Genomic DNA, 25,157 nt, shown 5'->3' with positions numbered 1-25,157 from the left:
CAACCTGCGGGGGTTCCGCTGGGTGAGCCACGCCAAGCCGCGAAGCGGCGCAGCGTGCGTCGAAGCCTCCGGCGCCCGGTGCTGGGACTACCCGGTGGGTCCCAGACGCGTTGGATGCCACATACGACAAGATGGGGATTCGCGCCCGAGCGCGATCTGAAGCCGCAACGCCGTAGGAGTATCCCTCGTGGTGAATCACGTCTCGTTCATCTGGAACATCGCCGAGTCACTGCGAGGTCCGTTCAAGCCATCCGAGTACGGCTCGGTGGTCCTCCCGTTCACGGTGCTCCGCCGCCTCGACGCCGTCCTGGCCGAGACCAAGCCCGCTGTCCTCGCCGCCGCTCCCGACGCGGAAGGGCTCCCGGACATGCTCCGCAACGTGAAGCTCACCAACGCCTCAGGCCACCAGTTCTACAACACCAGCCCGTTCGACTTCGCCAAGCTGGTTGCCGACCCCCAGGCCTGAGCCCGATCGCCGCGATCGGATCCGGCGCCATCCACGAGAAGTACTTCAGCGCCCTCGAAGAGATCATCGCCAAACTCAACGAACGCTTCGGCGACAAGTACGGGCCCGGTGTCGTCGCCGGCACCATGTCCAGCATCGTCGTCAACCTCGCCCACGACGAAACCCTCGCCAGCCAGGCTCGGGTCAACACCGCGCAGCAGTTCAGCGAGTCGCCGGCGCTGCCCAAGGCATTCATCGACGCGGTGATGGGCGTCCGCGACCGCACCCCGCTGCTCGTCTACGACATCTTCAGCGACAGCCACCTGTACGAGGAACTGTCGAAGGCGCTCCCGGCGATGCTCTACGAGCATCTGCGCGCCGGGCGTTAGCTAGGCGCCCACCGGATCGAACCCATGCACCTTGAACCTCTATGTGCAAGACTTCTATCCATGAAGGGACTCGCCGGGGACCTACCCCAGACGTTCACGACTGAGACCGCCAGGCTCGCCGGAGTCCACCCGCGCGACCTCTACGCCTGGCGGGACGCTGACGAGATCATCGAACTCTCCAGAGGCGTCTTCCGCCGGGCCGACGCACCACCTGCTTCATACCCCGACGCCCTCGCAGTGGCCTACCGCACACCCAGAGCGATCGTGTGTTGCGTGTCTGCCGCAGCGATCCACGACCTCACCGACGAGATGCCCCCAGCCGTGCAGATAGCAGTCCAAACCACAACCCACACCCCGGTCATCCACTACCCGCCGGTGACCGTGTTCCGCTTCGCCCAGTCGACGTTCGACCTCGGTCTCGCGTCCTTCGAGGCGGCACCCGGGGAGCCGGTCCGGATTTACGATCCAGTGCGTACGGTGGTCGATCTGATGCGGTTCCGACGACGCCTCGGGGAGCCAATCGCGCACGGCGCCCTGCATCGGTACCTGGCCTCCCCCGGCGCCCGCCCCGCCCTCCTCTTGGACTACGCTGACGCGCTCGGCATCTTCGGCCCGATGCGCTCCGCCCTCGACGTGGCCAGCGCCCGATGAGCAAACCCACCCGCGACAACGCAGCCGGCCGCGCCTATCTTGACCTGCAGAACAGGGCCCGACGCGAAAGGCGCGGCACGCAGGAGATGCTGACCATGTACGTCGTGGAACGCTGGCTGGCACGGATGTCCAGGTCGGTCTTCGCGGACGACTTCGTCCTGAAGGGCGGGATGCTGCTGGCAGCCTTCGGAACCCGTCGCCCCACCGTCGACGCCGACGCGCTGGCCAGGAACATGGCCTCTGACGCCGAGACGGTCGCCGCACGAGTCGCCGAGATCGCCTCACTCCCCGACCCTGATGACGGCGTCGAGTTCCTGACCGGGACCGTCACCACCGCAGCGATCCGTGACGACGCGCTCTACTCAGGCGTCCGCGTCACCATGACCGCGCTTCTTGCGACCGCGCAGATCAAGCTCCGCCTCGACATCAACTTCGGCGACCCCATCACCCCGGCACCGCGCCACGTGGAACTGCCTCCGCTGCGCCCCGGTGCCGACCCGATCCGCCTCCTGGGCTACCCCATCGAGACAGTCCTGGCCGAGAAGCTGGTCACCGCCATCAACCTCGGCCGGGCCAACACCCGGGTGCGCGACTTCGTCGATGTCCACATCCTCACCTCCACGCAAGCCCTTCAATGTGGAGCGCTGCTTGCCGCCGTCGAAGCGACCGCGACCTTCCGCGGCGTCTCCCTGATCCCACTCCTCGAGGCAGCCGCAGGGCTCGCGGTCCTTCGAGCAGAGAGCTACGAGGCGTACCGCAAGGGACTGGGTCCCGCAGGGGCATCACTCCCCGAGCAGTTCGCCGCGACACTCGCGGCCGCAGCCGAGTTCATCGACCCCGTGCTCACAGGCCTGCCAACCGAAGCCACCTGGGACCCAGGAGCCCGGCGATGGGTCTCCCCGACGTGACCTCCCGTTCGCCACACTCTTCGGGACGCGGCTGAGGCAGTCGTCCAAGCGAGCAGGGAAGATCCAAGCTGGATACGGTGCTGTGTTGAGCACTCGTTCGCAGCCGGGCGCGCTGGCTTGCTACGCGAGCATGCGGGTGCCGGTGGGGGTGACTTCGTAGCGGTAGCCCAGTGGGCTGGACCAGTGGAGCTGGCTTGGTCTGGGTTGGTCGGCGCGCCAGGTACGGGCCGTTTTCGCGCGGTGAACCGTGCGGCTGAGTGGGGCCAGGTTCCCGCTCAGGGTCTGCCCGCGGCAGCCGGATGCGAAGGGTTGGGTGTGGTCCAGGTCCAGGCCGTTGGCTCGCCGTTTGGAGTAGGGGAACATTTCGTGGTCCATGCTCAACAGCAGGGCCTTCTTCAACCCGGCCGATGGGGCGTAGTGGTCTTCGGCGGGGATTGCGGGCAGATCGATCACCGGCTGCACCGTGACATCCACCCCCGGGAGCAGTTCGGCCAGCAGGGCGGTGGTGATGTGTCCGGCGCGGTCGATGCGGGCGGTGCCGGTGAGCTCGCCGAGGGCGTCGGTGTGGATGTGGACGGCCAGCTCCAGCTTGGGGCGGAGCTTGGCCAGTGGGGTGGTGATGGTGCCACACAACGCGCCGAGGCAGTGCGGATCATGACGCTGCCCACCGTCTACAGGCGCAGGCTCCGCAGGTCCGCCGCCGTAGCCGACTGACCCTGTGTCCGGGGCGTTGGCTGTGGTGGGGGCCGGGGCAGTGTCGAGGGCGACGGCGAGGTTGTCGTGGAGGGCGGGTTGGGCCGCGTGCTGGAGCAGGGCCAGGGCGTAGGCGGGGTTGGCGAGCACTCCGAGGGCTTTGGCGCGCAGGATCCTTTTCGATGTGTCGGGCTGCTCGACAGCCAGCAGGTCGGCGATCCGGTCCACGGCGGCATCCAGGTATCGGGCGTCGAGCACGTCAAGGCGGCCGGTGAGGTTCATCACCCCGTCGTGCAACCCCCACACGTGCACCCCGCGTGAGGCGCGCTGCCGGCGCTCGCGTTCCGCGGCGCGGCTCTGATCCGCCTCGATGATCATCTTCTTCAACAGCGTGAACGCGGCCGTCCAACCCAACCCGTCCTGCCTACCCAACCAACGGTCGGTGACCTGGTCTGCTGGCTCAACGGGCAGCTCGCGGCACAGCTCGGCGGCCTTGCAGGCCCTGGCCGCCTCGATCCTGCCCTCCTGCACCGCCGTGTACAGCCGCGGGTGGCGATGCTTCAAACTCAAAGCATCGGCGAGCTTCGAGGCAGCCACGATCGGTGGGCAGCGCAGCAACCCGGCAAGTTCCAGGCCGATGAACTCGGAGACCGCCGGGGTACCGATGCCCCCGACCACCACCCTGCGCTCAGCCAGCACCTCCAGCACCTGGTCGTAGTCCACCTCGTAGTGCTCCGCGAGGTCACACAGCAGGGTCAGGGTCTGGGCCTCGGCGAAACGACGCAACTCGTCAGCGGAGCGCAACTGCTCCGCGATCTCACGCGCCTTGTCCTTCATGGGTTCCACGCTATGTCCGACCACTGACATTTTTGGCTCCCAGCAGGGGCGCCCGGCAGAAATTCTTTGAGAAGTTTTTCTGGGGGTTGCGGTGGGGTCGGCGACGGTGTCGAGGCCTCGACGCGTCGGGCGAGTTGGCTTGTCGGCTCGCGTTTTCCTGGCCTTGGACAGCTCAACAACCTCGGCTAGCACGTGACCGGCAGGGGTCGTGTCGGCGCAAAGGAGGTAGGGTGACGGCTGCCAGTCGTACTCCGCATCCCGGAGTCAGGGAACCCGGTGCGATTCCGGGACTGACGCGCAGCGGTGAGGGTGACGGTCGGAGCACGCCAGAGATGGCAGCCACTGGGTGATACCCGGGAAGGCGCCCCGATCCGAATGATCCCGAGTCCGAAGACCTGCTGGCCCTTGCGGCGACCGCCGCCAGGTCTCAGAGCGGCCCCGCGCAAGGGCCTCGGACCGAAGGGCCTCCCTGCCATGACACTTCTCCGCGACCGACGAGACCAGTGCCCAGGCGCGCTGCGTCCGTGGCCCGCCGACGACGGCCTCCTGGTGCGCCTGCGCATCATCGGTGGCCGCGTGGCCACCCGGTCCCTGATCGCCCTCGCTGAGGTGGCCGAGCGGTTCGGCGATGGTCGCGTGCGCGTCACCGGGCGCGCCAACCTGCAGGTGCGTGCCTTCCCCGGCACCGACGACTGCCTCGACGCGGAAGCACTGGCCGCCCTCGAGAGCACCGGTCTTCTGCCCAGCCGCTCGCATGAACTCGTCCGCAACGTGATGGTCTCACCGCAGAGCGGACTGGCCGGGGGCCGGGCAGACCTGCGCCCGGTCTCGGCAGCCTTCGACTCCCTGCTGCAGGGCACGCCGCGCCTGGCCGACCTGCCGGGCCGGTTCCTCGTCGTACTCGACGACGGGCGGGGAGACCTCATGGAGCGTCGCTCCGACCTCGCTTTCATCGCGTTGGACGCGGACACGGGGCAACTGCGCGCCGGCGGTGACTGGGGCGAGGTAGTCCCCATTGCCGCGGCGCCGGAGAGCCTCGCGGCCCTGGCCCTACGGTTCCTCGCCACTCGTGGTTCCGGACCCACGGCGCCCTGGCACGTGAGCGAACTGGCCGCCCCCCTCGTCGCCCCGGCCCCGCCGGATCCGCGGCTACCGACCCCGGCTGCGCCGCTCCCCTACGGAGAGGTACCAGGGGGCAGGCACGTTCCCGTGCCGGACAACGGGCTCGACCGCACCGAGATCGCCGCACTGGCCGACGGCGCGACAGAAGTCATCGTCACACCCTGGCGGGGTGTGCTCGTCCCCCGAGGAGAATCAGCATGACGCACCCGACCCGGCCCACCAGGCACTACGACTACATCGGCGAGGGCCAGGACATCTACGTCAACTCCTTCGCCGCCATCCGCCTCGCGGCCGACCTCGCCTCCGTTCCCCCGGACGCCGAGAAGGTGGCCGTGCGGATGATCCACGGCAGCGGTCAGGTTGACCTCGTGGGCGACCTGGTGATCCATCCGCAGCTCGTCTCGGCCGCCCGAGGGGCCCTCGAGGCGGGGGCGCCCATCCTCTGCGACGCCACCATGGTGGCCACCGGCGTCACCCGCCGTCGGCTACCCCGCGACAACGAGGTGCTGTGCTTCCTCAACGACGGCCGCGTCGCAGATCTCGCCAAGGCCTGGGGAACCACCCGCACCGCGGCGGCGGTCTCGCTGTGGGAGCCGCTGCTCGAGGGCGCCGTCGTCGCGATCGGCAACGCCCCCACCGCGCTGTTCCACCTCCTGGAAATGATCATCGACGGCGCCCCCCGGCCCGCCGCGATCGTCGGCTGCCCCGTGGGTTTCATCGGCGCAGCGGAGTCCAAGCAGGAGTTGATCGATCTTCACGACAGACACGGCATCGACATCCCGTATCTCACGGTCCTGGGCCGACGGGGCGGATCGGCCATGACCTCCTCGGCGCTCAACGCCTTGGCACTGGAGCAGGAATGAGCGGGCGGTTCTACGGTGTCGGAGTCGGCCCCGGCGACCCTGAGCTCATCACACTCAAGGCCGCGCGGCTCATCCAGGGCGCCGACGTGGTGGCCTACCACGCCGCCGCGGGCCGCCAGTCGAACGCCCGCCGCACCGCAGGCGGACTCTTCCGGCCGGGTGTGGTGGAGGAGCAGCTGACCTACCCGCTGACGACAGGGAAGACGGACCACCCCGGCGGTTACGAGGGCGCCATGGCCGCCTTCTACGCGGACTCCGCGGCGCGGATCTCCGGGCATCTCCGGGCAGGGCGCGATGTCGTGCTGCTCGCTGAGGGTGACCCGCTGCTCTACGGGTCCTGCATGTACATGTCTGACCGGCTGGCCGTGGACTTCGACACCGAAATTGTTCCCGGCGTGCCGGCGTTCGCCGCCGCCACGGCGGCGATCCGCAGCCCCCTGGTGCGCCAGACCGACGTGCTGACCGTGCTCCCGGGAACCCTCCCCGAGCAGGAACTCGCCCGGCGCCTCGCCGACACGGACGGAGCGATCATCATGAAGTTGGGTCGCACCTTCCCGGCGGTCCGCCGCGCGCTGGAGGTCTCGGGCCGGCTCAACGACGCCGTCTACGTGGAGCGCGCCTCGCTGAGCCAGGAGCGCTGGATGCCCGTGAGCGCGGTGCAGGCCGACGAGGTGCCCTACTTCTCGCTCATCGTCGTCACCGGCGACTCACTCAACGGCACCCGGTCCCGCGACGGCGAGGGCGAGGGCGGCGAGCCGACGACGCCGGGGCTGAGCACCTCGCAGACCGGTGAGGTCCTCGTCGTCGGGCTCGGACCTGGGCCGGAGGACTGGATGACGGGCGAGGCGGTCACGGCGCTGAGTGACGTGGACCACGTCGTCGGCTACGGACCCTACGTGGACCGGGTCCCGCACCGGGTGGGTCTGACGCGGCATGCGTCGGGCAACACCGTCGAGGTCGAACGGGCCCGGCTCGCCCTCGACCTCGCTCGCGCGGGCGAGCGGGTCGCGGTGGTGTCGGGGGGCGATGCCGGCATCTTCGGCATGGCCGCCGCCGTGTTCGAGGCGGCCGAGGATCCGGTCTACGCCGACGTGCGGATCCGCGTTCTCCCCGGCGTCAGCGCGGTGCAGGCGGTGGCCGCCCGCGCCGGGGCCCCGATCGGCGCCGACTTCGCAGTGGTCAGCCTGTCCGACCGGCTCAAGCCCTGGGCAGTGGTGGAGCGTCGGCTGCGCGCGATCGCTGAAGCCGATCTGGTCCTGGCCATCTACAATCCTGCCTCGCGGACCCGAAGCACCCAGATCGCCGAGGCACGTCGCATACTTCTGGAACACCGGGCCCGTGACACCGTCGTGGTGGTGGGCCGCGACATCGGGCGACGAGAGGAATCCCTCACGGTCACCACGCTCGGCGAGCTGGATCCGGCGTCGATTGACATGAAGTGCCTCCTCATTGTGGGCGCCTCGGCAACCCGCGTAGGGCCCGCCGGCGTATGGACCCCGAGGTTCGTGCGGTGAGCGTCCACTTCGTCGGGGCCGGTCCCGGGGCCGCTGATCTGCTGACCGTACGGGCCACGCGCCTGCTCGCCGGCGCGGATGTCGTGCTCTATCCGGGCACCTATCTGGACCCCGACGTGCTGTCACACGCAGGCCCGTCAGCGGATCTCGTGGACACGCAGCACCTCGACCTGGATGAGATCACCGGCCACCTCGTGGCCGCGCACCGCGCAGGCCGGGTCGCGGTCAGGCTCACCTCCGGTGACCCGTCGCTGTATTCCGCGCTCGCGGAGCAGACCCGACGCCTCGACGCGGTCGGGGTCCCGTGGGACGTCACCCCCGGTGTTCCCGCCTACGCTGCCGCGGCCGCCGCGATCGGGCGGGAGCTGACGGTACCGCTGCTGGCGCAGTCTGTGGTCCTCACCCGCACCCAGGCCCGCTCGACGCTGATGCCCGCCACCGAGTCGCTCGCCGCGTTCGCCGCCACCCGCGCCACCCTCGTGCTCCACCTGGCCATGACGACGGTGCGGAGCCTCATGGCGGAGATCGAGCCCGAGTACGGCGCGGGCTGCCCCGCCGTCGTCGTCTACCGGGCCAGCCAGCAGGAGCAGCAGATTCTCACCGCGACGGTCGGGACCATAGCGGACGCCGTCGAGAGCGCGGGGCTCCGGCAGGCGGCGGTGATCCTGGTTGGGCCGGCTCTGGACCCGACCTCGGGCGGCGAGTCCTACCTGTACGACAGGGATCGGGCGCGCCGCAGGCAGCCTGTGGTCAGGTGATCGTCAGCGCCCACCGCGTGACCGCATAGCCGGGCACCCACCCCGAGGGCGTCCGCACCTCACAACCGATCCGGGTGAGCTGTCCCCCGAACCGGTGCTGCAGTTCCAGCAGCCGCGCAGCGTCTCCCTCACCGACGGCGTGTGCGACGAGCCGTCCGCCGGGCCTAAGCGCGCCAAGACAGACGGCAGCGAGCCGGGCTGCAGCCGCGCCGGGGCCGAGATGCACCGCGTCCGGCCGGGCCAGGCCAGCCAGGACCGACGGCGCCGTCCCGACCGCGACCGGCAGCCGTGGTACGCCGAGCCGGGCGGCGAGGCCGCCGATCGGCCCGGCTGCCGCCACATCGGGCACCACGGCCGTGGCGAGGCAGGTGGGATGGGCGCGGAGCCACTCGACCGCCACGGGACCCGCGCCCCGGCCGATGTCCCACAGCCGTCCGCCGGGGACCGGTCCCAACAGCGCCAGGGCCGCTGCCCGGACGTCGCGCGGGAGGGGGGTCACCACCCCCGTCAACAGGCTGTCGGGCACACCCGCCGTCCACCCGGCGATCAGCTCCCCGACGCACTGGATCGCAACGATGTTGAGCCGCGGGAACTCCGCGACCACGCCCGCGGCCGCGGCGAAGGCGTCCAGGTCGAGCCGGCTCTCGTCGCCGCCGAGATTCCCCAGTACCGTGAGAAGCGACGAGCCGTATCCGGCCTCGACGAGGAGCGCACCGAGGAGCCGCGGCGTGAGCTCGTCCGAGGACAGCACCAGGAGGCGTCGGCCGGGCGCCAGGTCCCGCAGCACGACCGACACGTCACGCCCCACCACGCTGACCAGGCCGTGGGACTCCGCCGGCCAGCGCATCGCCGCCCGGGCCAACGCCACCGATGAGACGGCAGGGCGGATCTCGACGCTGTCGGGGCCGAGGATGTCGATGAGGACGGAGCCGATGCCCGAGACCAACGGGTCGCCGGATGCCAGCACCACCACCGTGGTGTCGCGGTGAGCGGTGACGATCTCAGCCAGCCCGGCCCGCAGCGGAGAGGGTAGGGGGAGCCGCGCCTGCCCGCGGACCGGGGGCAGTAGACCCAGGTGCCGCGCCGCACCGACGACCAGGGTCCCGGATCCGGCGAGTTCCTCGCTGACCGCGTGCACACCGTCGGCCGCAACGCCGACGACGATCACCCGGCCGGTGGTGCGGCCAACCGCCGCGCGGGTTCCGTCGGACACGACAAAGGACGTTATCATGTGGGCATAGGCACGAGGTGCCCCGGAAAGCCGAACCATCGGAGACGGTGGCTTTGGGTGACGGGGAGAATCTGGGAAGTCGGTGAGAGTCCGGCACAGGCCCGCTGCGGTGAACCCGGCCTTCGCGTGAGCGAAGGACCAGGCAAGTCCGAAGACCGGCCTCGCGCCCGATCATGACCATGGCCACACGAGCGGGAGCCTCACATGCCGGTGCACTTTCCTTTCCCTGCCGTTCTCGGCTGCGACACCGACGCGATGGATGACATGGGCCTGGCGCTGGTCCTGGCCACCATCTCCCCCGAAATCGGCGGGGTCCTCATCCGCGGCGAGAAGGGGACCGCCAAATCAACCACGGTGCGTGCGCTGACAGCTGTCCTCCCTCACGTGAGGGTCTACGCCGCGGACCGGTTCTCGGTTGACCCGGCCGACCCGGCATCGACCTCCCCGGACGGTCCCTTCGGGCCCGGGGCGGAGACGGTGGGCCGGCCCGTGCGGCTCGTCGAACTCCCCGTCGGGGCGACGGAGGACCGCGTGCTCGGCTCGCTGCACCTGGAGCGGGCGCTGTCCCACGGGCGCGTCGAATACGAGCCCGGCCTGCTCGCCCGCGCCCACCGGGGCCTGCTGTACGTCGACGAGGTGAACCTCCTGCACGATCACCTTGTCGACCTGCTGCTGGACGCGGCCGCGATGGGGCGGGTGAGCGTGGAGCGTGACAGTGTCTCCGTGGAGCACCTGTCGCGCTTCGTGCTGATCGGGACCATGAACCCCGAGGAGGGCGAGTTGCGCCCGCAACTCCTGGACCGCTTCGGCCTCACCGTGGAGGTCGCGGCCCCCCGGGAACCCGGGTTGCGGGCCGAGGTCGTCCGGCGGCGGATGGCCTTCGACGGGGACCCGGTCAGCTTCGCAGAGAGGTACCGGCCCGCGGAGGAGGCACTCACCCGCCGGATCGAGGCGTCGCGCACCAGGGTCGTTTCGGTTGTGCTGTCCGACGCCGCCCTGCTGAAGATCGCCGAGATCTGCTCGGCGTTCGAGGTCGACGGGTTACGCGCCGACCTCGTCACGGCCCGAACCGCCGTGGCCCATGCCGCCTGGGAGGGGCGCACGGAAGTGACGCGCGCCGATATCCGCCGGGCGGCTCTCCTGGCCCTGCCGCACCGGCGGCGGCGCAACCCGTTTGACGCGCCCGGGCTCGACGAGCAACTCCTCGACGACATTCTCGGGCGCGACTCTCCTCCGCCGGACGACCCGCCCCGCGACGACGACCCGCCCCGCGACGACGACCCGCCCCGCGACGACGACCCGCCCCGCGACGACGACTCCACGCCGTCGGATCCCAGCGACGAGAGCCCTCATCCGCAGGACCCCACCGGCACCGATCCGGCGCCGCAGCCCCCCATGGAGGCCAGCCCGCCGATCGATGGCGAGGGCAAGGACACGGCGGAGGCAGCACCGGCACCGGAAGCATCCCCCGAGAGCCGGGTCTCCAGCGGGGAGCCCTACAGGCCGAAGGCATTCGTCGTGCAGGGAACTGGCCACGGGGCGCCCGGGCGCCGCAGCCGGGCCATCAGCGAGACCGGCCGTCGGATCGGGGCCAGCCGGGCGGTGGGCGCCGGCGGGGGTCTGCACCTCGTCGAAACCCTGCTGGCCGCCGCCGGGCGCGCTCCGGACCGCGACCCCCAAGGACGGGTCATGCTGCGGCCGGAGGATGCCCGCACTGCGGTGCGGGAGGGCCGCGAAGCCAACCTCATCCTCTTCTGCGTCGACGCCTCGGGGTCCATGGCAGCCCGCAAGCGGATGGGCCAGGTCAAGACGGCGATCCTCTCGCTGTTGCTCGACGCCTACAGGCGGCGGGACAAGGTGGGGCTCATCAGTTTCCGGGGTCGGCGGGCGGATCTGGTCCTGCCGCCGACGCACTCCGTCGACGTGGCGGCGGCCCGCCTCGACGATCTGTCCACGGGGGGCCGGACGCCGCTGGCGGAGGGGCTCCTTGAGGCGGCAGCCGTACTGACGCGTGAGCGCCGCCGCGACCCACGCCTGCGTCCTCTCCTCATCGTCGTCACCGACGGGCGCGCCACCGGCGGAGCCGACGCGCTGGCCCGCTCCGAGTTGGCAGCCGCGCACCTGGCGGGGCTGGGCGTGATGAGCGTCGTCATCGACGGCGAGAGCGGCCCGCTGCGGCTCGGCCTCGCGGCGCGCCTGGCTGATCGGCTCGGCGCCCGACACGTCCCGGTGGCGGAGGTCACCGCGGACGCCCTCACTTCCACGGTCCACACCCATATGAGAAGAGCCGCCTGATGCCCCAAGGTCAACCGCTGTCCGTCCCCGACGACGGACTCACCACACGCCAGCGACGCACCCAGCCGCTTCTCGTCGTCCACACCGGCGAGGGCAAGGGCAAGTCCACGGCGGCCTTCGGCCTCGCGCTGCGTGGGTGGAACCAGGGCTGGCGCATCGGTGTGTTCCAGTTCGTCAAGTCGGCCAAGTGGCGCATCGGCGAGCAGACCGTCCTGGAACGCCTCGGGCGGCTCCACGACGAGACCGGCGAGGGGGGCCCCGTGGAATGGCACAAGATGGGCGCCGGCTGGTCGTGGACCCGCAAACAGGGTGAGGTGGAGGACCATCGGGCCGCCGCCCGCGAGGGGTGGCTGGAGGTCCAGCGAAGGCTCGCAGACCAGAGGCACGACCTGGTCATCCTCGATGAGTTCACCTACCCCATGACGTGGGGATGGGTCGACGTGGAGGACGTGGTCACCACCCTGGCCAGCCGCCCGGGACGACAGCACGTCATCATCACCGGGCGCGGCGCCGATGCACGTCTGATCGAGATGGCGGACCTGGTCACCGAGATGACCAAGGTGAAACACCCGATGGACGCGGGGCAGAAAGGTCAGCGCGGTATCGAGTGGTGAGGCCGCCGGTTGCGGGGCTCACACCCTCCGCAGCAACCAGGCCAGCGCCGCGTCGACGTCCACCACAGTGGGCACGCCCTGAGGGCCCGGTGGCCGACGCACCATCACCACCGTCACGCCGAGTTCCGCGGCCGCTTCCAGCTTCGCGCTGGTGTAGGTCCCACCCGAGTCCTTCGTGACCAGAACATCGGTGCGGTGGCGGCGCATGAGCGCCCGCTCGTCATCGAGCGGGTACGGGCCACGACTCCGCACCACCTCCCAGGCCGGCGGCACCGTGATGTCGGGCGCATCCACCACGCGGGCCAGCACTGCACGCTCTGACAGCGCCGGCACGTAGCGCGCGAGCTCCTGTCGTCCGACGGTGATCAACGGCCGGGCACCTGCCTGGGCGGCGGTATCGGCCGCCGTCTCGTGATCGTCCACGTAGCACCAGGCCGGATCGGGCGACCAGCCCGGCCGCTCCAGCCTGAGCAGTGGCACACCGTCGGCGCGGCACGCCTCGACCGCGTTCGCGGTCATCCCCAGCGCGAAGGGGTGGGTGGCGTCCACGACGGCGTCGTAGTCCACCAGTTGGGAACGGAGACCCTCCACGCCACCGAAACCTCCCGTGCGCACGCGCCCCGGCGGCAGTCGCGGGGCAGCGACGCGGCCGGCCAGGGAGGTGGTGACATCGATGCCCGCAGCTTCGACGAGCCGCGCGGCCAGGCGGCGCGCCTCGCTGGTGCCACCAAGAATGAGCACTCTCATCCGGCACCGCCCTCCAGCGGTGGGGCGGACCCATCGGGGGCACGCAGGAGTGCGATGTCCATGACCCAGCCTGCGCTGGCCCGGGCGCGCTCCCGCGCCGCAGTCAGGTCGCGGCTGACCTCCGCCACCCGGCCGGCCACCAGTTCCTCGGAGTCCGCTCCGAGGTTGGCGCCCCACCAGATCGACCAGTCATCGAGACCCTCCAGGGCGGGTGCTCCACCCAGCATGACCACGAGGTTCCTCTGGCCCGCCGCGATGTCCTGGCGCAGCCTCCGCGCCGTCGTGACGTGCACCGGGTCCGCCACGGGGTGGAGGACCATCCGGTGCCGGGCCGCCAGCACCTGCGGGGCGCTGATCCCCGGCAGCACGTCGTAGCTGAGCGGGAGCCTCGCCGCGATCCCCTCGACGATGCGGATGGTCGAGTCGTAGAGGCCCGGGTCACCCCAGACCAGGAAGGCGGCGGCGCCACGCCGGGCACGCAGGATCTCCTCGTAGGCGCTGACCCGGGCAGCGTGCCAGGCCCTGACCGCGGCCGGATAGTCCGCGGGAGCGTCCCGGTCGCGCTCGGGGTCGGGTACCTCCACCACCTCGACGCCGTGGGCGGCGGCGATGGCCCGGCGGGCCGCCAGCAGCCCGTCGTCGTCGCGCTTCCTGGCTGCGAGCACGTAGTCGGTCTCAGCCAGAGCCCGCGACACCTCCGGCGTCACGTGGTGCGCACCCATACCGATACCGAGTATCCGCACCCTCACCGATCCGCTCATGTGTCGTCCTCCAGCTCACCCTCGACCTCGAGGTAGACCTCACGCATGGCCGCGAGGGTGTCGGCGTCTGGCTCCGCCCACAGGCCGCGCTCCGCGGCCTCGTGCAAACGCTCGATGATCCCCCGCAGGGCCCAGGGGTTCGACCTGCGCAGGAACTCCTGAGTGGGGCCGTCGAGGACGTAGGCGTGGGCCAACCGGTCGTACATCCAGTCATGGACCACGCCGGCCGTCGCGTCGAAGCCGAACAGATAGTCGACGGTCGCGGCGAGTTCGAAGGCCCCCTTGTAGCCATGGCGCTGCATCGCCGCGATCCATCGAGGATTGACCACGCGGGCCCTGAATACGCGCGCCGTCTCCTCGGCGAGGGTGCGGGTACGGACAGAGTCCGGTGAGGTCGAGTCCCCGACGTACGCCTTCGGCGCCGTCCCGGCCAGCGCCCGGACGGTGGCCACCATCCCGCCGTGGTACTGGAAATAGTCGTCGGAGTCCGCGATGTCGTGCTCGGCGGAGTCGATGTTCTTCGCCGCCACCGCGATCCGCCTGTAGTTGGTCCGCATGTCCTCGGCCGCCGGGGACCCGTCCAGACCGCGGCCGTAGGCGAAGCCGCCCCAGGCCGTGTACACCTCGGCGAGGTCCGCGTCATCGCGCCAGTTGCCGGACTCGATCACCTGCAGGATCCCGGCGCCGTAGGAGCCGGGCTTCGAGCCGAAGATACGCGTGGTCGCCCGGCGGTGGTCGCCGTGCACCGCGAGATCTGCGCGGGCGTGAGCACGCACGAAATTCATCTCGTCGGGCTCGTCAAGGCCGGCGACCATACCGACGGCGTCGTCGAGCATCGCGACCACGTGCGGGAATGCGTCACGAAAGAACCCTGAGATGCGAAGCGTCACGTCGATCCGGGGGCGGCCCAACTCCTCCAGCGGCACCACCGTCAGCCGCGACACCCGCCGCGAGGCCTCGTCCCACTCCGGCCGCACGCCGAGCAGGGCGAGGACTTCGGCGATGTCGTCGCCGGAGGTGCGCATGGCGCTGGTGCCCCAGACCGAGAGCCCTACCGAGGGCGGGTAGCTGCCGGCCTCGTCCAGGTGGCGCTGGAGCAGGGAGTCGGCCATCGCCTGCCCCGTCTGCCACGCCAGGCGGCTCGGCACCGCCCGAGGATCCACGGTGTAGAAATTGCGCCCGGTGGGCAGCACGTTCACGAGCCCGCGCAGCGGCGACCCTGATGGTCCGGCGGGGACGAAGCCACCGGCGAGCGCATGGACGACGGCCGTGAGCTCGTCCGTGGTGGAGGCCAGGCGGGGGACCACCTGCTCCGCGGCGAAGCGGAGGACGCGCCCGACTCTGGCGTCCGTGTGGAGCGTCGAGACCGCGGATGGGTCCCAGCCCGCCGCCTCCGCACGGTGGATGAGATCACGCGCCTGGGACTCGGCCAGATCGACGGCCGCCAGGTCTGCCCCATCGGTGAGGCCCAACGCAGCTCGCAGACCAGGGACGGCGTCCCCCACACCTCCCCAGACCTGCGTCGCCCGCAGGATGGCCAGCACGAGGTTGACGCGGGCCTCACCGGTGGGGGCGGCACCCAGGATGTGGAGACCGTCACGGATCTGGGCGTCCTTGATCTCGCAGAGCCAGCCGTCGACGTGGAGCAGGAAGTCATCGAATTCCTCGGCGTGGGGCTGCTCCTCGAGGCCCAGGTCCCGGTGCATCTCAGCCGAGCGCATCAGCTGCCAGATCTCGCCGCGGATCGCGGGAAGTTTCGCCGGGTCCATGGCCGCGATGTTGGCGTGCTCGTCGAGGAGTTGCTCGAGCCGGGCGATGTCGCCATAAGTCTCCGCCCGGGCCATCGGCGGGATGAGGTGGTCGACGATCGTTGCGTGGGCCCGGCGCTTGGCCTGGGCTCCCTCACCCGGGTCGTTGACCAGGAACGGGTAGATCAGGGGCAGGTCGCCGAGCGCGGCATCCGGGCCGCAGGAGGCGGAAAGGGCGGCGTTCTTCCCGGGGAGCCACTCCATCGAGCCGTGTTTGCCCAGATGAACCACCGCGTCGGCCCTGAAGCCGCGCTCAAGCCACCGGTACGCGGCGAGGTAGTGGTGGCTGGGCGGCAGGTCCGGGTCGTGATAGATCGCCACAGGGTTCTCACCGAAGCCCCGCGGCGGTTGGATGAGGACGATGACGTTGCCTGCCTGCAGCGTCGCCAGCACCAGTTCCCCCGCCTCGTTGACGAACAAAGTGCCGGGCGACTCCCCCCAGGCGGCCACCATGGAGGCGCGCAGGTCGGGGGGCAGGTGTGCGGTCCACGCGTCGTAATCGGCGGCCGGGATGCGGACGTGCGCCCCGGTCAACTGAGCTGAGGTGAGCCACTCCTCGTCCTGACCGCCGGCGGCGATGAGAGCGTGGATGAGCGCGTCCCCGGCCGCGGTGTCGTCGCCCAGGTCCAGCAGGTGGTGGATCGGGAAGTCGGCGGTGTCGTCGTCCGGCCCCAGGTCGTAGCCTTCGGCGCGGAGAAGGCGCAACAGACGGATCGCGGAGACCGGGGTGTCGAGCCCCACCGCGTTGCCGATGCGGGAGTGTTTGGTGGGATAGGCCGACAGCACCAGGGCCACGCGCTTTCGCGCGTTGGGGATGCTGCGGAGCCGGGCGTGGTTGACGGCGACGCGTGCCACGCGGGCGGTGCGCTCCGGGTCCGCTACGTAGGCGGGGAGGCCCTGCTCGTCGATCTCCTTGAACGAGAACGGTGCGGTGATGATGCGCCCGTCGAATTCGGGAATCGCGATCTGGTTGGCCGAGTCGAGCGGCGTCGCACCCTCGGACGAGGCCTCCCACTCGGCGCGCGACGAGGTCAGACACAGACCCTGGAGCACAGGGATGTCCAGTGCGGCCATCCGGGCGACGTCCCAGGACTCGTCCTCCCCGCCGGCCCCTGCGGTGGCGGGGACGGATCCACCGGCGGCCAGCACGGTGACGACGAGCGCGTCCAAGGTGCCGAGCGCCTCATAGAGGGCGTCAGGAGCGGATCGAAGCGACCCCGCGTAGATCGGGACGCCGACAGCTTCACGGGTCTCATCGACGGCGTCGGCCAGCGCATGCGCGAAGGCATTGTTGCCGCTGGCCTCGTGGGCCCGGTAGTAGAGGATGCCGATGCGCGGAAGCGCCGGATCAACGGCGGGTCGAGGCGCGTAGCCCCACGCGGCGATCACGCTGGGAGGGTCGAAACCGAGACCGGTGAGCAGGACGGTGTCGGAGAGGAAGGAGTGCAGTTCGGCCAGGTTCGCCGGGCCGCCCTCCGCCAGGTAGCGGTGCGCCTCCGCCGCGACCCTCATCGGCACCGTCGACAGCTCCATCAGTTCAGGGCTCGGCTGGTGCTCACCGCCGAGGATCACCAGCGGGGTTCCGATGGTCCGCGCGTGGGCGATTCCCGGCCAGAGGTCCTGTGGGGAGCCGAGGAGCCTCACCACCACCAGGTCGGCGTCCTCGACGAGGCGGGTCAGCACGCCGTCGGTCGTGCGTCCGGGATTGGCCCACGTGTATCTCGACCCGCTGGCGCGGGCCGACAACAGGTCCGTGTCGGACGTGGACAGAAGCGCGATGCGCGTGGGTGAATCGGTCATTCGCGGGTTTCCTCCTCGGGGTTCTCGCCCCGTAGACCGGTCGGATGCACCTGTGGAAAGTGTCTGGCTGGTCGATCAACGACGTCACAGTGGCGGAACCGCCCCGGAGTCACACCGGGTTCCTCGCCCACAAGCTGCCTGGAGCCTAGCGACATTCTCAGCGGCAGGACAGGCGAGCCCGCCCCGCGCTGGCCGACGCCCGGCCCACGTGCTGAGTACGCTTGGTGGAATGGCTGTCAAGGGTTGGTTCGGACTTCCTTTCTTCGGGCAGAGCCCGCGCCCGGAAACGGTCTCCTGCACACTCTCGGGCGGCGGCTCGCGGGCGAGCTTCCACCTCGGCGCGCTGGACTACCTCTACTCCCACGACGACACCTTCACGCCGAGCATCTTCGTCGGCGCCTCGGCCGGGGCCATCCTCGCGTCGGCCCTGGCCCAGGACGCCACGAGGGAGGGACAGCAGCGGTACCTGGCCCGCATGAACGATATCTGGATGGCCATGACCACCTCAGCCGACATGTTCACGCCCCGCCCCTGGTACGAACGCTTCCAGTCCGAGGCACCCGTCTGGCTCGAAGTGATGGCGGCGCGGCCTGTCGCGCCGACCCAGCGGCAGCGTCCACCCCTCCTTCCCTTCCGCCGCACGAGCCAGACGAGCTCCCCGCCCAGCTCTCCCGAGACGCCACCCGGGCCGCTCGAGCTGGCACTCACGCCCGATGAGGACACCAGATCCGAGTGGTCACTGGCCGCGCTGTCAGGCATCGCCGCCCACCTGGGCCGGCTGCCCCGCATCGGCAGCGGCCTCGGCTCCATCTGGCAGGGCCTGGACCGCTCCCGCTCGATGTTCCGGCCGGGCCCGATGCTGGCCAAGCTGCTGGATCCGCACACGTTTGACCCGGCGCGCGTGGCCGCATCAGGGGTGACGCTGCGGGTGGCGATGGTGGCCCTGGAGTCCGGCGAGCTGCGGTTCATGACCGAGAGCGGCTCCCTCGTCGACCGCACCAACACCTCCGTCGACGACACGGACCACGACCTGGCCGTCGGCGTGCTGGCCTCCTGCGCCATCCCCGCCGTCTTCCGCCCCGTGCCGATCGGGAGCGAAACCTATGTCGACGGCGGCGCCCGCGAGAACATCCCAGCCGAGTTGGCCATCGGTCAGATGGGGGCCGCCCGCAACTACGTCATCTCTTCACAGGCCATGGGCGTGCCCCGCCGCCCGAGCATGGCCGCCGCGGACGTGTTCAGCGTCGTGATGCGCTCCACTGAGATCCTCATCGACGAGGCCGGCAGAGACGAGATGGCCTACGCCCACTCCGCCGGTGCCGTCGTCGTATTCCCCGAGTTCAGTGTCCACGACTCGATGACCGTGCACCCGGGCCTGATGAGCATCAACCGCGACTACGGCTGGCTGCGCGCGGCCGAGCAGCATCTGGGGCTGGACGAGTCGGCCGAGGCACTCCACCGTCGCATCATCGCGCTGCGCACCCGCATCGTCCGCCTGGAGGAGCAGCTGCTGGAGGCGCCGGAGCCCAGCCGCCGGCAGTTCCTCGCCCTAAACAGCGCGAAGATCGAGCTCCGCGACGCCGTCCGCTCCACCCATGGCACCCCGCTGCCAGAGGGCGCCGAGCTGTGGTGGACCACCTGGGAGCGGCACCCGGCCACGCCCGCCATGGATCCCCCCTGGATGCCGCTCGCGGCCCAGCCCTGAGCGTTAGTGTGGGACGGTGAAGACGACATTCGACCTCAGGTGGGAGCGCTACGGCGCCGAGCTGATCGCGGCCCTGGAGAGCGTGTACGGCGAACGCTCATGGGAGTTGACGGATCGGGTCCGTGACCTGGTCCGTGCAAAGTTCGACGCCCGCACCGATGACCTGCGCGAGCTGGACGAGGCACGGCTGCTGCGCCCGGACTGGCTCCAGCTCCCCACGCAGGTGGGCTACGTCGCCTACACCGACCGCTTCGCCGGCACCCTCAACGGCATCGCAGAGCACCTGGACTACCTGCAGGACCTCGGCGTCACCTATCTGCACCTGATGCCGCTGCTCCAGCCCCGCGAGGGCGCCAACGACGGCGGCTACGCCGTGGCGGACTACCGCACGGTACGCGCGGACCTCGGCACCATGGATGACCTTGAGGCCCTCACCGCGCGGCTGCGCGGCGACGGGATCTCGCTCGTGGTGGACCTGGTGCTCAACCATGTGGCGCGGGAACACGAATGGGCGGTGCGCGCCCGCGCGGGCGAGCAGAAGTACCGGGAGTACTTCATGGTGTTCCCGGACCGCACGATGCCGGACCGCTATGAGGCCACCCTCCCGGAGATCTTCCCGGACTTCGCACCCGGCAACTTCACGTGGGACGAGGACCTGGCGGGGTGGGTGTGGACCACCTTCAACGACTACCAGTGGGACATGAACTGGGCCAACCCGGACGTCTTCGTCGAATACCTGGACATCATCCTGGACCTCGCGAACCGCGGCGTCGAGGTGATGCGGCTGGACGCCATCGCCTTCATCTGGAAGCAGATGGGCACCAACTGCCAGAACCAGCCGCCGGTGCACGCACTCACGCAGGCCCTGCGCGCGGCGGTGCGGATCGCCGCCCCCGCCGCCGCGTTCAAGGCCGAGGCCATCGTGGGGCCGAAGGACCTCATCGGCTACTTCGGCGAGGGCGAGCACTACGGCAAGGTTTCGGACATCGCGTACCACAACTCGTTGATGGCGCAGCTGTGGTCGACTCTGGCCACGCACGATACGACTCTGCTGCGTCGGGCGCTCGGCGGATTCCCGGCAAAGCCGGCCACGGCCACCTGGGGCACCTACATCCGCTGCCACGACGACATCGGCTGGGCCATCGATGACGTGGATGCCGCCACCGCGGGCCTCAACGGGTTCGCCCACCGGAGCTACCTCAGCGACTTCTACTCCGGCGAGCACCCGGACTCGTTCGCGCGCGGACTGGTGTTCCAGGCGAACCCGGCCACGGGTGACCGCCGCATCTCAGGCTCGCTGGCCTCCCTCGCCGGCCTGGAGGCCGCGCTGGAGTCGGGCAACCCGTATCACGAAGAGCTCGCGATCGCGCGGATCAACCTCCTGCACGCCGTCATCTGTGGCTGGGGCGGGGTGCCGCTGCTGTACATGGGCGACGAGGTGGCCATGCTCAACGACCACGATTTCGCCCGCGACCCGGCACACGCCGACGACAACCGCTGGGTGCATCGTCCCGTGATGGACTGGGATGCGGTGGCCGCACTCGGCGACAACCCCACCTCTGCCCCGGCCCGGGTCAACGCCTGGCTGCGCCACGTGCTGTCGGTGCGGCGGCAGCTTCCGCACCTGCACGCCTCGCGGGAGGCCGAGTTCCTCGAGACGGGGGATCCGAGGGTGCTGGCGGTCAAGCGCGACCACCCCATCGGCCCCATGGTGCAGGTGTACAACTTCGCTCCCGTGGAGATCACGGTCCCCATGGCGTGCGTCAGCGAAACGCTGGGCGAGACGGCGCGGGAGCTGCTCGACGACACCCAGTGGGACCTGACGCCCTGGACGATGACGCTGCCGCCCTACGCGGTGCGCTGGTTCACCGCCTGATGCCCCGAGTGCCCCCAGCGGGGCTCGAACCCGCGACCCATGGATTAAAAGGCCAACGGCACCCCTAGTCAGCAGCACGGATTACGAATCCGGTAGAGCCAGCAGCGCATTCATGCGCCGCGACAGGTCCTTCAGGTGCCCGTCGAACAGGTGCCCGTACAGGTCCAGCGTCATTACCGCCGACGCGTGACCGAGCGCCGCCTGCACCTCCAGGACACTCGCCCCTGAGGAGATCATCAGCGACGCCGCCGTGTGCCGCAAGTCGTGGATCCGCAGCGGTGCCAGGTGGGCGTCCTCCACCGCATCCCGCCACACCCTGGCCCGGAAGTTGTGCGCGTCGACCCGCGTCCTGCCGCCCGGCCCGAGGAACAGGGGCTCGGTGGATGCCCGGCCAGCCGTCGGCAGCATCCCGGCCACCCGATCCAGCAGCGGCGCGTCCCGCCCTTTCCCCGCCTTCGCGGTGCGCACCCTCACCCGGTGACGCTTCAAGTCCAGGTCCCCGACGTCGAGCCGCACGCATTCGCTGACCCGCAGACCGGTCGACCCCAGCATCCACACCATCGGCGCGTAGCCGTCGGCCGCGTCCGCGACCCGCCCCAGTTCGGCCACCGTCAGGAAACGCGGATCGACTCGCCGCAGCCGGCCGACCTTCACCCCGTCGCACGGGTTCCGTTCCAGCATCCCGGCGTCCACCGCGATCCCGAGGGCTCCGCGCAGCACCAGCAGCGCCTTCGACTTCGTGGATGCCGCCGCGGGCCGCTTCTCGTCGCCGGAGGTCATCGTCGCCACCCAGGCCTGCACGTCGGGGCCGGTGACGCTGGATGCGGGCGCCAGGCCCCAGCGGGCATGGATGCGGGACGCGGCCACCTTGTAGGGGCGCAGTGACGCGGTGGCCAGGTAGGCGCGGCCACTGACCCACAGGTCGACGAGCTCCCCGACGGTGGCTGTCCCGGCTGGGCGGACACCGCGCCGCCGGAGCTCCGCCTCCCAGGCTTCGGCGTCGGCCTTCACGGTGAACGCGCGCGAGGGATGGTCCCCGACAGTCACCCTCCACCGCAGACCCCGCCCGTGGCGCGTCGACGGGGCGCCAACCTTCGTGCGGCACTCCGGGCAGCGGGCCCCGCCCTTCAGGTGCCACAGATCAGCAACAGCCATGATGTTCCGTCCGGTCGAGTAGATAGGCCCGCTCCGAGGCTCGTAGCGACGCGAGGCGGGCGCGCAGGGTGGGAAGGTCCACGTCGAGCTCGTCGGCCACGACGTGAGCGTCGTCCAGCGACCAGGCCAGCGCCTCCCCCAGCCGGTCCAGCGGAATCAACCGGCGAGCCGCGATCGACGACACCAGCCGCTCCTCCCGCGGCCGCAGCCACCGCGGGAACGGGCCCCGCTCAGCGTGTGCCACCTCATGCGACAAGACGCAGCGTTCGTCGCGCCGGGTGAGCGCCGCGTCCAGCGTGATCGTGCGCGTGTGGAAGCAGGTCAGGCCCCGATGTCGCGGCGCCCAAACCCAGTCGACATGCCAGCCGGGCAGATGGTCAAGAATCCCCCAAGGATCGAACATGCCTGTCAGGGTGGCATCGAGGTACGACAGTGCTCAGGGCCGGTTCTTTTCGATGATCCGATCGGAGTAGAGGCCATACACGTACGGCCCCGGCTGCTGCGCCAGGTGGGTGATCCGTGGCCACAACTTCTCAAGCCGCGCGATCGTATCTGCAGTGTTCAGTCCCTGGTTGGTTAGGTAGAACATGCGCACCATATGCCGACTCGCCGCTCGGGCTTCCTCGGCCACCCGCTGGATAGCCTCGTCCTTGGTGATGACGATCCAGTCGGCTGCGCACCACTCCAGCCACTCAACGTCAGGCACGTTCCTCCCGCCGAACTGCTCCCGCTTTGTGAGGGCTCTGCAGCCCTTGTCTCGAATGAAGTCCGGGACCGAAGCCTCGCCCATACATACGTCGACGAAGAACTTAAGCCGCAGTTCCGGCGTGCCGTCTAGCGTCGGCACTTGTGAGCGCTTCGACCTCTTCCGTGGAGATCCCGAATTCCTTCGCCGCGACAGCAATGTTCCCGCCCTCCGCTTTTACCAGGTGGAGGATGTCTTCGACGCGGACACCGCTGCGCTCATGAATGGGATGGCCACCCGAGAGCCTGGGGTCGAGGATGATCTCGCAGCCCCCGTCCTGCACTCGGAGCTGCTGTGGATACTTGTCCGGGCCCCAAGTGATGGCGCGCTCCAGGCCAAGCTCCACGATGCCGCTGATGCCCTTCTGGCGATCACGCGCTCGCTCCCACCCTGCCTCAAGTCGGAGAAGGATCTCCTTGCCGTTGTGTGCGAGGTCCTGCCAGACGAGGGGGTGCGACACGTCGAGCCCGTCTTCAAGCGCCACGGCGGCCTCGCGAATCTCCCGCAACGGGACGCCGGCCTCGCGCAGCTGCTTGACGACGTAGCCCTCGAGCAGGCCGATGAAAGTGACCGAGAGGCCGAAGCGCTCAGGCACCTGGGTGACGGGGCCGCCGAGCCAGCCACGGAATCGGGCGCGAGGCACCCACAGATAGTCCGCTGCCTGTGCAGGCGTGAACAGTGGCTGCTCGAAGCGTGGATCCATGGCGTCCCCCTCTCGTTATCCATCCTAGGCTCGCGCCTTCTTACGATGTTCATCAACCCGAACTTTGAGCATCTCAGGACCTAGTAGTCGAGGTAGGTGACCTTCGTTACCTGGGCCGTCAGCGCTGAATCCTCAGTCTCCGTACTGGCAGATCCCTCGTCGTCCCAGTTGACCATCGACGTCTCGGCGTCGATCTCCATGGAACCGATGATCTTGTCCTCGGCCCCGGTGACCTCGTAAATGAGCTCGACAGTCCCAGCGTCGGGCCACAGCGCGCTCCCCGTGTATTCCGGCGGGTCAACTCGGTACGAGACGTTGCACCCAGCCGATCCGAAGCACTGCTGCTCGGTGATCGTCACGGCGATGGCGAAGTCCTCCGGCCGCCCCTCAAATGTTGCGGGAGCCACAGGCTCGACGGGCTCAGCCGTCACGGTCCTCGTCGCCGTCACCGTCGGAGCGGGGGCGGCCAGCAGATCGTCCCGCTCGGCGGCGATCGCCGCGGAATGCTCCCGCCAGTCCTGCATCTTGCCCTCGGCGTAGACCCCCACGAGTCCACCGACGACCAGGCCGCCGGCAACGGCAGCGATCGCGGGGGCCATCCACTTCGGGCGCTCCTTGGCCAGGGGCTGCCCGCCCTGGCCACCTGGCGGCACCGGCTGGACATCGAGTGGCGAGGTGGGCTCAACCCACGCATCGGGCTGCTGATCGGGCGTGGTGAAGTTGTTGTCCATGCGTCCCCCCAGGGTGTGCGAGTTCGGGGCAGCGATGCCCCACCTTTGTTGCGTGGCCTCATCATTGCATCGACACTGGTCAGCGCGATGGCGGGGCCACAGAATCAGGTAAGCCCTGCCGCGGCTTTGTGCTCTGGGCAGCGCTGATCCTCCCACCGTGGCGGGGTCGCGCGGCGCCGGGGGCCCGCGGGCACAGTAATGGCGGGCAGCCCGAGCAAACTAGACCTTTCGGTCAGAACCCCCTGGGCTCTTATCGTCGGAACGAGGCACCCGCCTACCCCGAGCCTAGCAGTGGCCGGGTGGCGCCTAGTAGTAGTTCCGTTGCGCGCCTGCCAGCGGTTTGAAGATGGTGGTTCCGTCGAGTCTCCCACCGAGTTGAGCCTTGGCTCTGCTGTCACCCTGCTCGAGGTCCTGATCGGTGACACGGTCGTCGCGGGAGAGGCCAACGACATGGTGCTGTCCGGCACCGACATCAGACAGGTGGAGCCGAAGCGCGCCGCCTGACCCTTCCTGAACGGAACCCGCCCCCCTCGCCAGCCCAGCTGGTCGAGGGGGGCGGTTTCGTCGTTCCCCCGGTACGAATCCGGTAGACCGCGCACGCGATCACTGCTCGGCCCACGCTTACCCGGTACGGTCGCACACGGCCCCAGAGGTCACCACTTCGCGCCTCAAATCCGGGAGCAGATCGCGCAACGAGCGCCGAACCGCCTAGTCAACGCCACTTCCAACGCGTGCCCCCAGCGGGGCTCGAACCCGCGACCCATGGATTAAAAGTCCACTGCTCTACCGACTGAGCTATAGGGGCG

Annotated in this window: 23 protein-coding genes, 1 tRNA gene and 3 riboswitches; of the genes, 13 read left to right on the top strand and 11 right to left on the bottom strand. The window is 70.0% G+C overall.

The genetic code is table 11. The features are described from left to right. Positions 1-187: 187 nt before the first annotated feature. From ACZK39_RS13015 to ACZK39_RS13000, 4 genes are all read left to right on the top strand, one after another. Entirely contained in the window at positions 188-466 is a 279-nt protein-coding gene (locus ACZK39_RS13015; protein ID WP_459056325.1) for a type I restriction-modification system subunit M N-terminal domain-containing protein, read from the top strand. A 125-nt stretch (positions 467-591) separates the two neighbouring features. Then, on the top strand, positions 592-834 hold the full coding sequence (locus ACZK39_RS13010) for a hypothetical protein (protein ID WP_463613554.1): 243 nt from the start codon (positions 592-594) through the stop codon (positions 832-834). A gap of 60 nt (positions 835-894) precedes the next feature. Next, entirely contained in the window at positions 895-1,485 is a 591-nt protein-coding gene (locus tag ACZK39_RS13005) for a type IV toxin-antitoxin system AbiEi family antitoxin domain-containing protein (protein WP_463613553.1), read from the top strand. Beyond that, a complete protein-coding gene (locus tag ACZK39_RS13000; protein WP_459056322.1) occupies positions 1,482-2,393 on the top strand; it encodes a nucleotidyl transferase AbiEii/AbiGii toxin family protein in 912 nt (303 codons plus the stop codon). The genes ACZK39_RS13005 and ACZK39_RS13000 overlap by 4 nt, the downstream gene beginning before the upstream one ends. A gap of 120 nt (positions 2,394-2,513) precedes the next feature. Here ACZK39_RS13000 and ACZK39_RS12995 read toward each other — a convergent pair whose 3' ends face one another. After that, a complete protein-coding gene (locus tag ACZK39_RS12995; RefSeq protein WP_463613552.1) occupies positions 2,514-3,923 on the bottom strand; it encodes a hypothetical protein in 1,410 nt (469 codons plus the stop codon). Between the two features lie 224 nt (positions 3,924-4,147). Continuing rightward, a riboswitch (cobalamin riboswitch) is annotated at positions 4,148-4,340 on the top strand. A gap of 57 nt (positions 4,341-4,397) precedes the next feature. Here ACZK39_RS12995 and ACZK39_RS12990 point away from each other — a divergent pair. The 4 genes from ACZK39_RS12990 to ACZK39_RS12975 are packed head-to-tail and all read left to right on the top strand — an operon-like array spanning position 4,398 to position 8,180. Beyond that, complete coding sequence (locus ACZK39_RS12990; RefSeq protein ID WP_463613551.1) at positions 4,398-5,246, top strand: ferredoxin-like domain-containing protein; 849 nt, start codon at positions 4,398-4,400, stop codon at positions 5,244-5,246. Then, positions 5,243-5,908 carry a precorrin-8X methylmutase gene (locus ACZK39_RS12985; RefSeq protein ID WP_459056319.1) on the top strand — a complete coding sequence of 222 codons (666 nt, stop codon included), beginning with the start codon at positions 5,243-5,245 and terminating at the stop codon, positions 5,906-5,908. Before ACZK39_RS12990 ends, ACZK39_RS12985 begins: the two co-directional genes overlap by 4 nt. Further along, on the top strand, positions 5,905-7,422 hold the full coding sequence (locus ACZK39_RS12980; protein WP_463613550.1) for a precorrin-2 C(20)-methyltransferase: 1,518 nt from the start codon (positions 5,905-5,907) through the stop codon (positions 7,420-7,422). Before ACZK39_RS12985 ends, ACZK39_RS12980 begins: the two co-directional genes overlap by 4 nt. After that, positions 7,398-8,180: a cobalt-precorrin-4/precorrin-4 C(11)-methyltransferase gene (locus ACZK39_RS12975; protein ID WP_459056317.1), complete on the top strand. Its 783-nt coding sequence runs from the start codon at positions 7,398-7,400 to the stop codon at positions 8,178-8,180. The genes ACZK39_RS12980 and ACZK39_RS12975 overlap by 25 nt, the downstream gene beginning before the upstream one ends. On the opposite strand, the gene cbiE is transcribed toward ACZK39_RS12975, so the two are convergent. Beyond that, positions 8,173-9,393, bottom strand: a complete 1,221-nt coding sequence (gene cbiE, locus ACZK39_RS12970) for a precorrin-6y C5,15-methyltransferase (decarboxylating) subunit CbiE (protein ID WP_463613549.1) — start codon at positions 9,391-9,393, stop codon at positions 8,173-8,175. The genes ACZK39_RS12975 and cbiE overlap by 8 nt on opposite strands. A 48-nt stretch (positions 9,394-9,441) precedes the next feature. Further along, positions 9,442-9,589: riboswitch (cobalamin riboswitch) on the top strand. A gap of 26 nt (positions 9,590-9,615) precedes the next feature. Between cbiE and ACZK39_RS12965 the strand changes: the two genes are divergently transcribed. Further along, positions 9,616-11,706, top strand: coding sequence for a VWA domain-containing protein (locus ACZK39_RS12965; RefSeq protein WP_463613548.1), 2,091 nt, complete (start codon positions 9,616-9,618; stop codon positions 11,704-11,706). After that, positions 11,706-12,320 (top strand): cob(I)yrinic acid a,c-diamide adenosyltransferase, encoded by a 615-nt coding sequence (gene cobO / locus ACZK39_RS12960; RefSeq protein WP_182782289.1) that lies wholly within the window; start codon positions 11,706-11,708, stop codon positions 12,318-12,320. Before ACZK39_RS12965 ends, cobO begins: the two co-directional genes overlap by 1 nt. An 18-nt stretch (positions 12,321-12,338) precedes the next feature. Here cobO and ACZK39_RS12955 read toward each other — a convergent pair whose 3' ends face one another. The 3 genes from ACZK39_RS12955 to cobN are packed head-to-tail and all read right to left on the bottom strand — an operon-like array spanning position 12,339 to position 17,436. After that, positions 12,339-13,067 carry a cobalt-precorrin-6A reductase gene (locus ACZK39_RS12955; RefSeq protein WP_463613547.1) on the bottom strand — a complete coding sequence of 243 codons (729 nt, stop codon included), beginning with the start codon at positions 13,065-13,067 and terminating at the stop codon, positions 12,339-12,341. Then, positions 13,064-13,828, bottom strand: a complete 765-nt coding sequence (gene cobF, locus ACZK39_RS12950) for a precorrin-6A synthase (deacetylating) (RefSeq protein ID WP_459056314.1) — start codon at positions 13,826-13,828, stop codon at positions 13,064-13,066. Before cobF ends, ACZK39_RS12955 begins: the two co-directional genes overlap by 4 nt. Continuing rightward, a complete protein-coding gene (gene cobN / locus ACZK39_RS12945) occupies positions 13,825-17,436 on the bottom strand; it encodes a cobaltochelatase subunit CobN (RefSeq protein WP_463613546.1) in 3,612 nt (1,203 codons plus the stop codon). Before cobN ends, cobF begins: the two co-directional genes overlap by 4 nt. Before the next feature lie 37 nt (positions 17,437-17,473). Continuing rightward, positions 17,474-17,583: riboswitch (cobalamin riboswitch) on the bottom strand. Positions 17,584-17,665: 82 nt separating this feature from the next. Here cobN and ACZK39_RS12940 point away from each other — a divergent pair. Both ACZK39_RS12940 and ACZK39_RS12935 read left to right on the top strand, forming a co-directional pair. Then, positions 17,666-19,141 carry a patatin-like phospholipase family protein gene (locus tag ACZK39_RS12940; protein WP_463613545.1) on the top strand — a complete coding sequence of 492 codons (1,476 nt, stop codon included), beginning with the start codon at positions 17,666-17,668 and terminating at the stop codon, positions 19,139-19,141. Between the two features lie 16 nt (positions 19,142-19,157). Further along, the gene (locus ACZK39_RS12935; protein WP_463613544.1) at positions 19,158-21,017 is read left to right on the top strand and encodes an amylosucrase; all 1,860 of its coding nucleotides are present in this window, start codon (positions 19,158-19,160) and stop codon (positions 21,015-21,017) included. Positions 21,018-21,098: 81 nt separating this feature from the next. On the opposite strand, the gene ACZK39_RS12930 is transcribed toward ACZK39_RS12935, so the two are convergent. The 5 genes from ACZK39_RS12930 to ACZK39_RS12910 form a co-directional block, all read right to left on the bottom strand. Then, positions 21,099-22,172: a tyrosine-type recombinase/integrase gene (locus ACZK39_RS12930; protein WP_463613543.1), complete on the bottom strand. Its 1,074-nt coding sequence runs from the start codon at positions 22,170-22,172 to the stop codon at positions 21,099-21,101. After that, positions 22,159-22,575 carry a hypothetical protein gene (locus ACZK39_RS12925; RefSeq protein ID WP_463613542.1) on the bottom strand — a complete coding sequence of 139 codons (417 nt, stop codon included), beginning with the start codon at positions 22,573-22,575 and terminating at the stop codon, positions 22,159-22,161. The genes ACZK39_RS12930 and ACZK39_RS12925 overlap by 14 nt, the downstream gene beginning before the upstream one ends. 33 nt (positions 22,576-22,608) lie before the next feature. Continuing rightward, on the bottom strand, positions 22,609-23,019 hold the full coding sequence (locus ACZK39_RS12920; RefSeq protein WP_463613541.1) for a PIN-like domain-containing protein: 411 nt from the start codon (positions 23,017-23,019) through the stop codon (positions 22,609-22,611). After that, on the bottom strand, positions 22,982-23,620 hold the full coding sequence (locus ACZK39_RS12915) for a hypothetical protein (protein WP_463613540.1): 639 nt from the start codon (positions 23,618-23,620) through the stop codon (positions 22,982-22,984). Before ACZK39_RS12915 ends, ACZK39_RS12920 begins: the two co-directional genes overlap by 38 nt. Before the next feature lie 80 nt (positions 23,621-23,700). After that, the gene (locus ACZK39_RS12910; RefSeq protein WP_463613539.1) at positions 23,701-24,351 is read right to left on the bottom strand and encodes a hypothetical protein; all 651 of its coding nucleotides are present in this window, start codon (positions 24,349-24,351) and stop codon (positions 23,701-23,703) included. Between the two features lie 375 nt (positions 24,352-24,726). On the opposite strand from ACZK39_RS12910, the gene ACZK39_RS12905 reads away from it, so the two are divergent. Next, entirely contained in the window at positions 24,727-24,855 is a 129-nt protein-coding gene (locus tag ACZK39_RS12905) for a hypothetical protein (RefSeq protein ID WP_463613538.1), read from the top strand. A gap of 228 nt (positions 24,856-25,083) precedes the next feature. Here ACZK39_RS12905 and ACZK39_RS12900 read toward each other — a convergent pair. Further along, a tRNA-Lys gene (locus tag ACZK39_RS12900) sits at positions 25,084-25,156 on the bottom strand. Position 25,157: the final 1 nt, after the last annotated feature.

This window comes from Tessaracoccus luoxuelianae, assembly GCF_055326245.1.
Note: the sequence above shows the minus strand (reverse complement) of the source record. Positions and strands in the feature narration are given on the sequence as shown.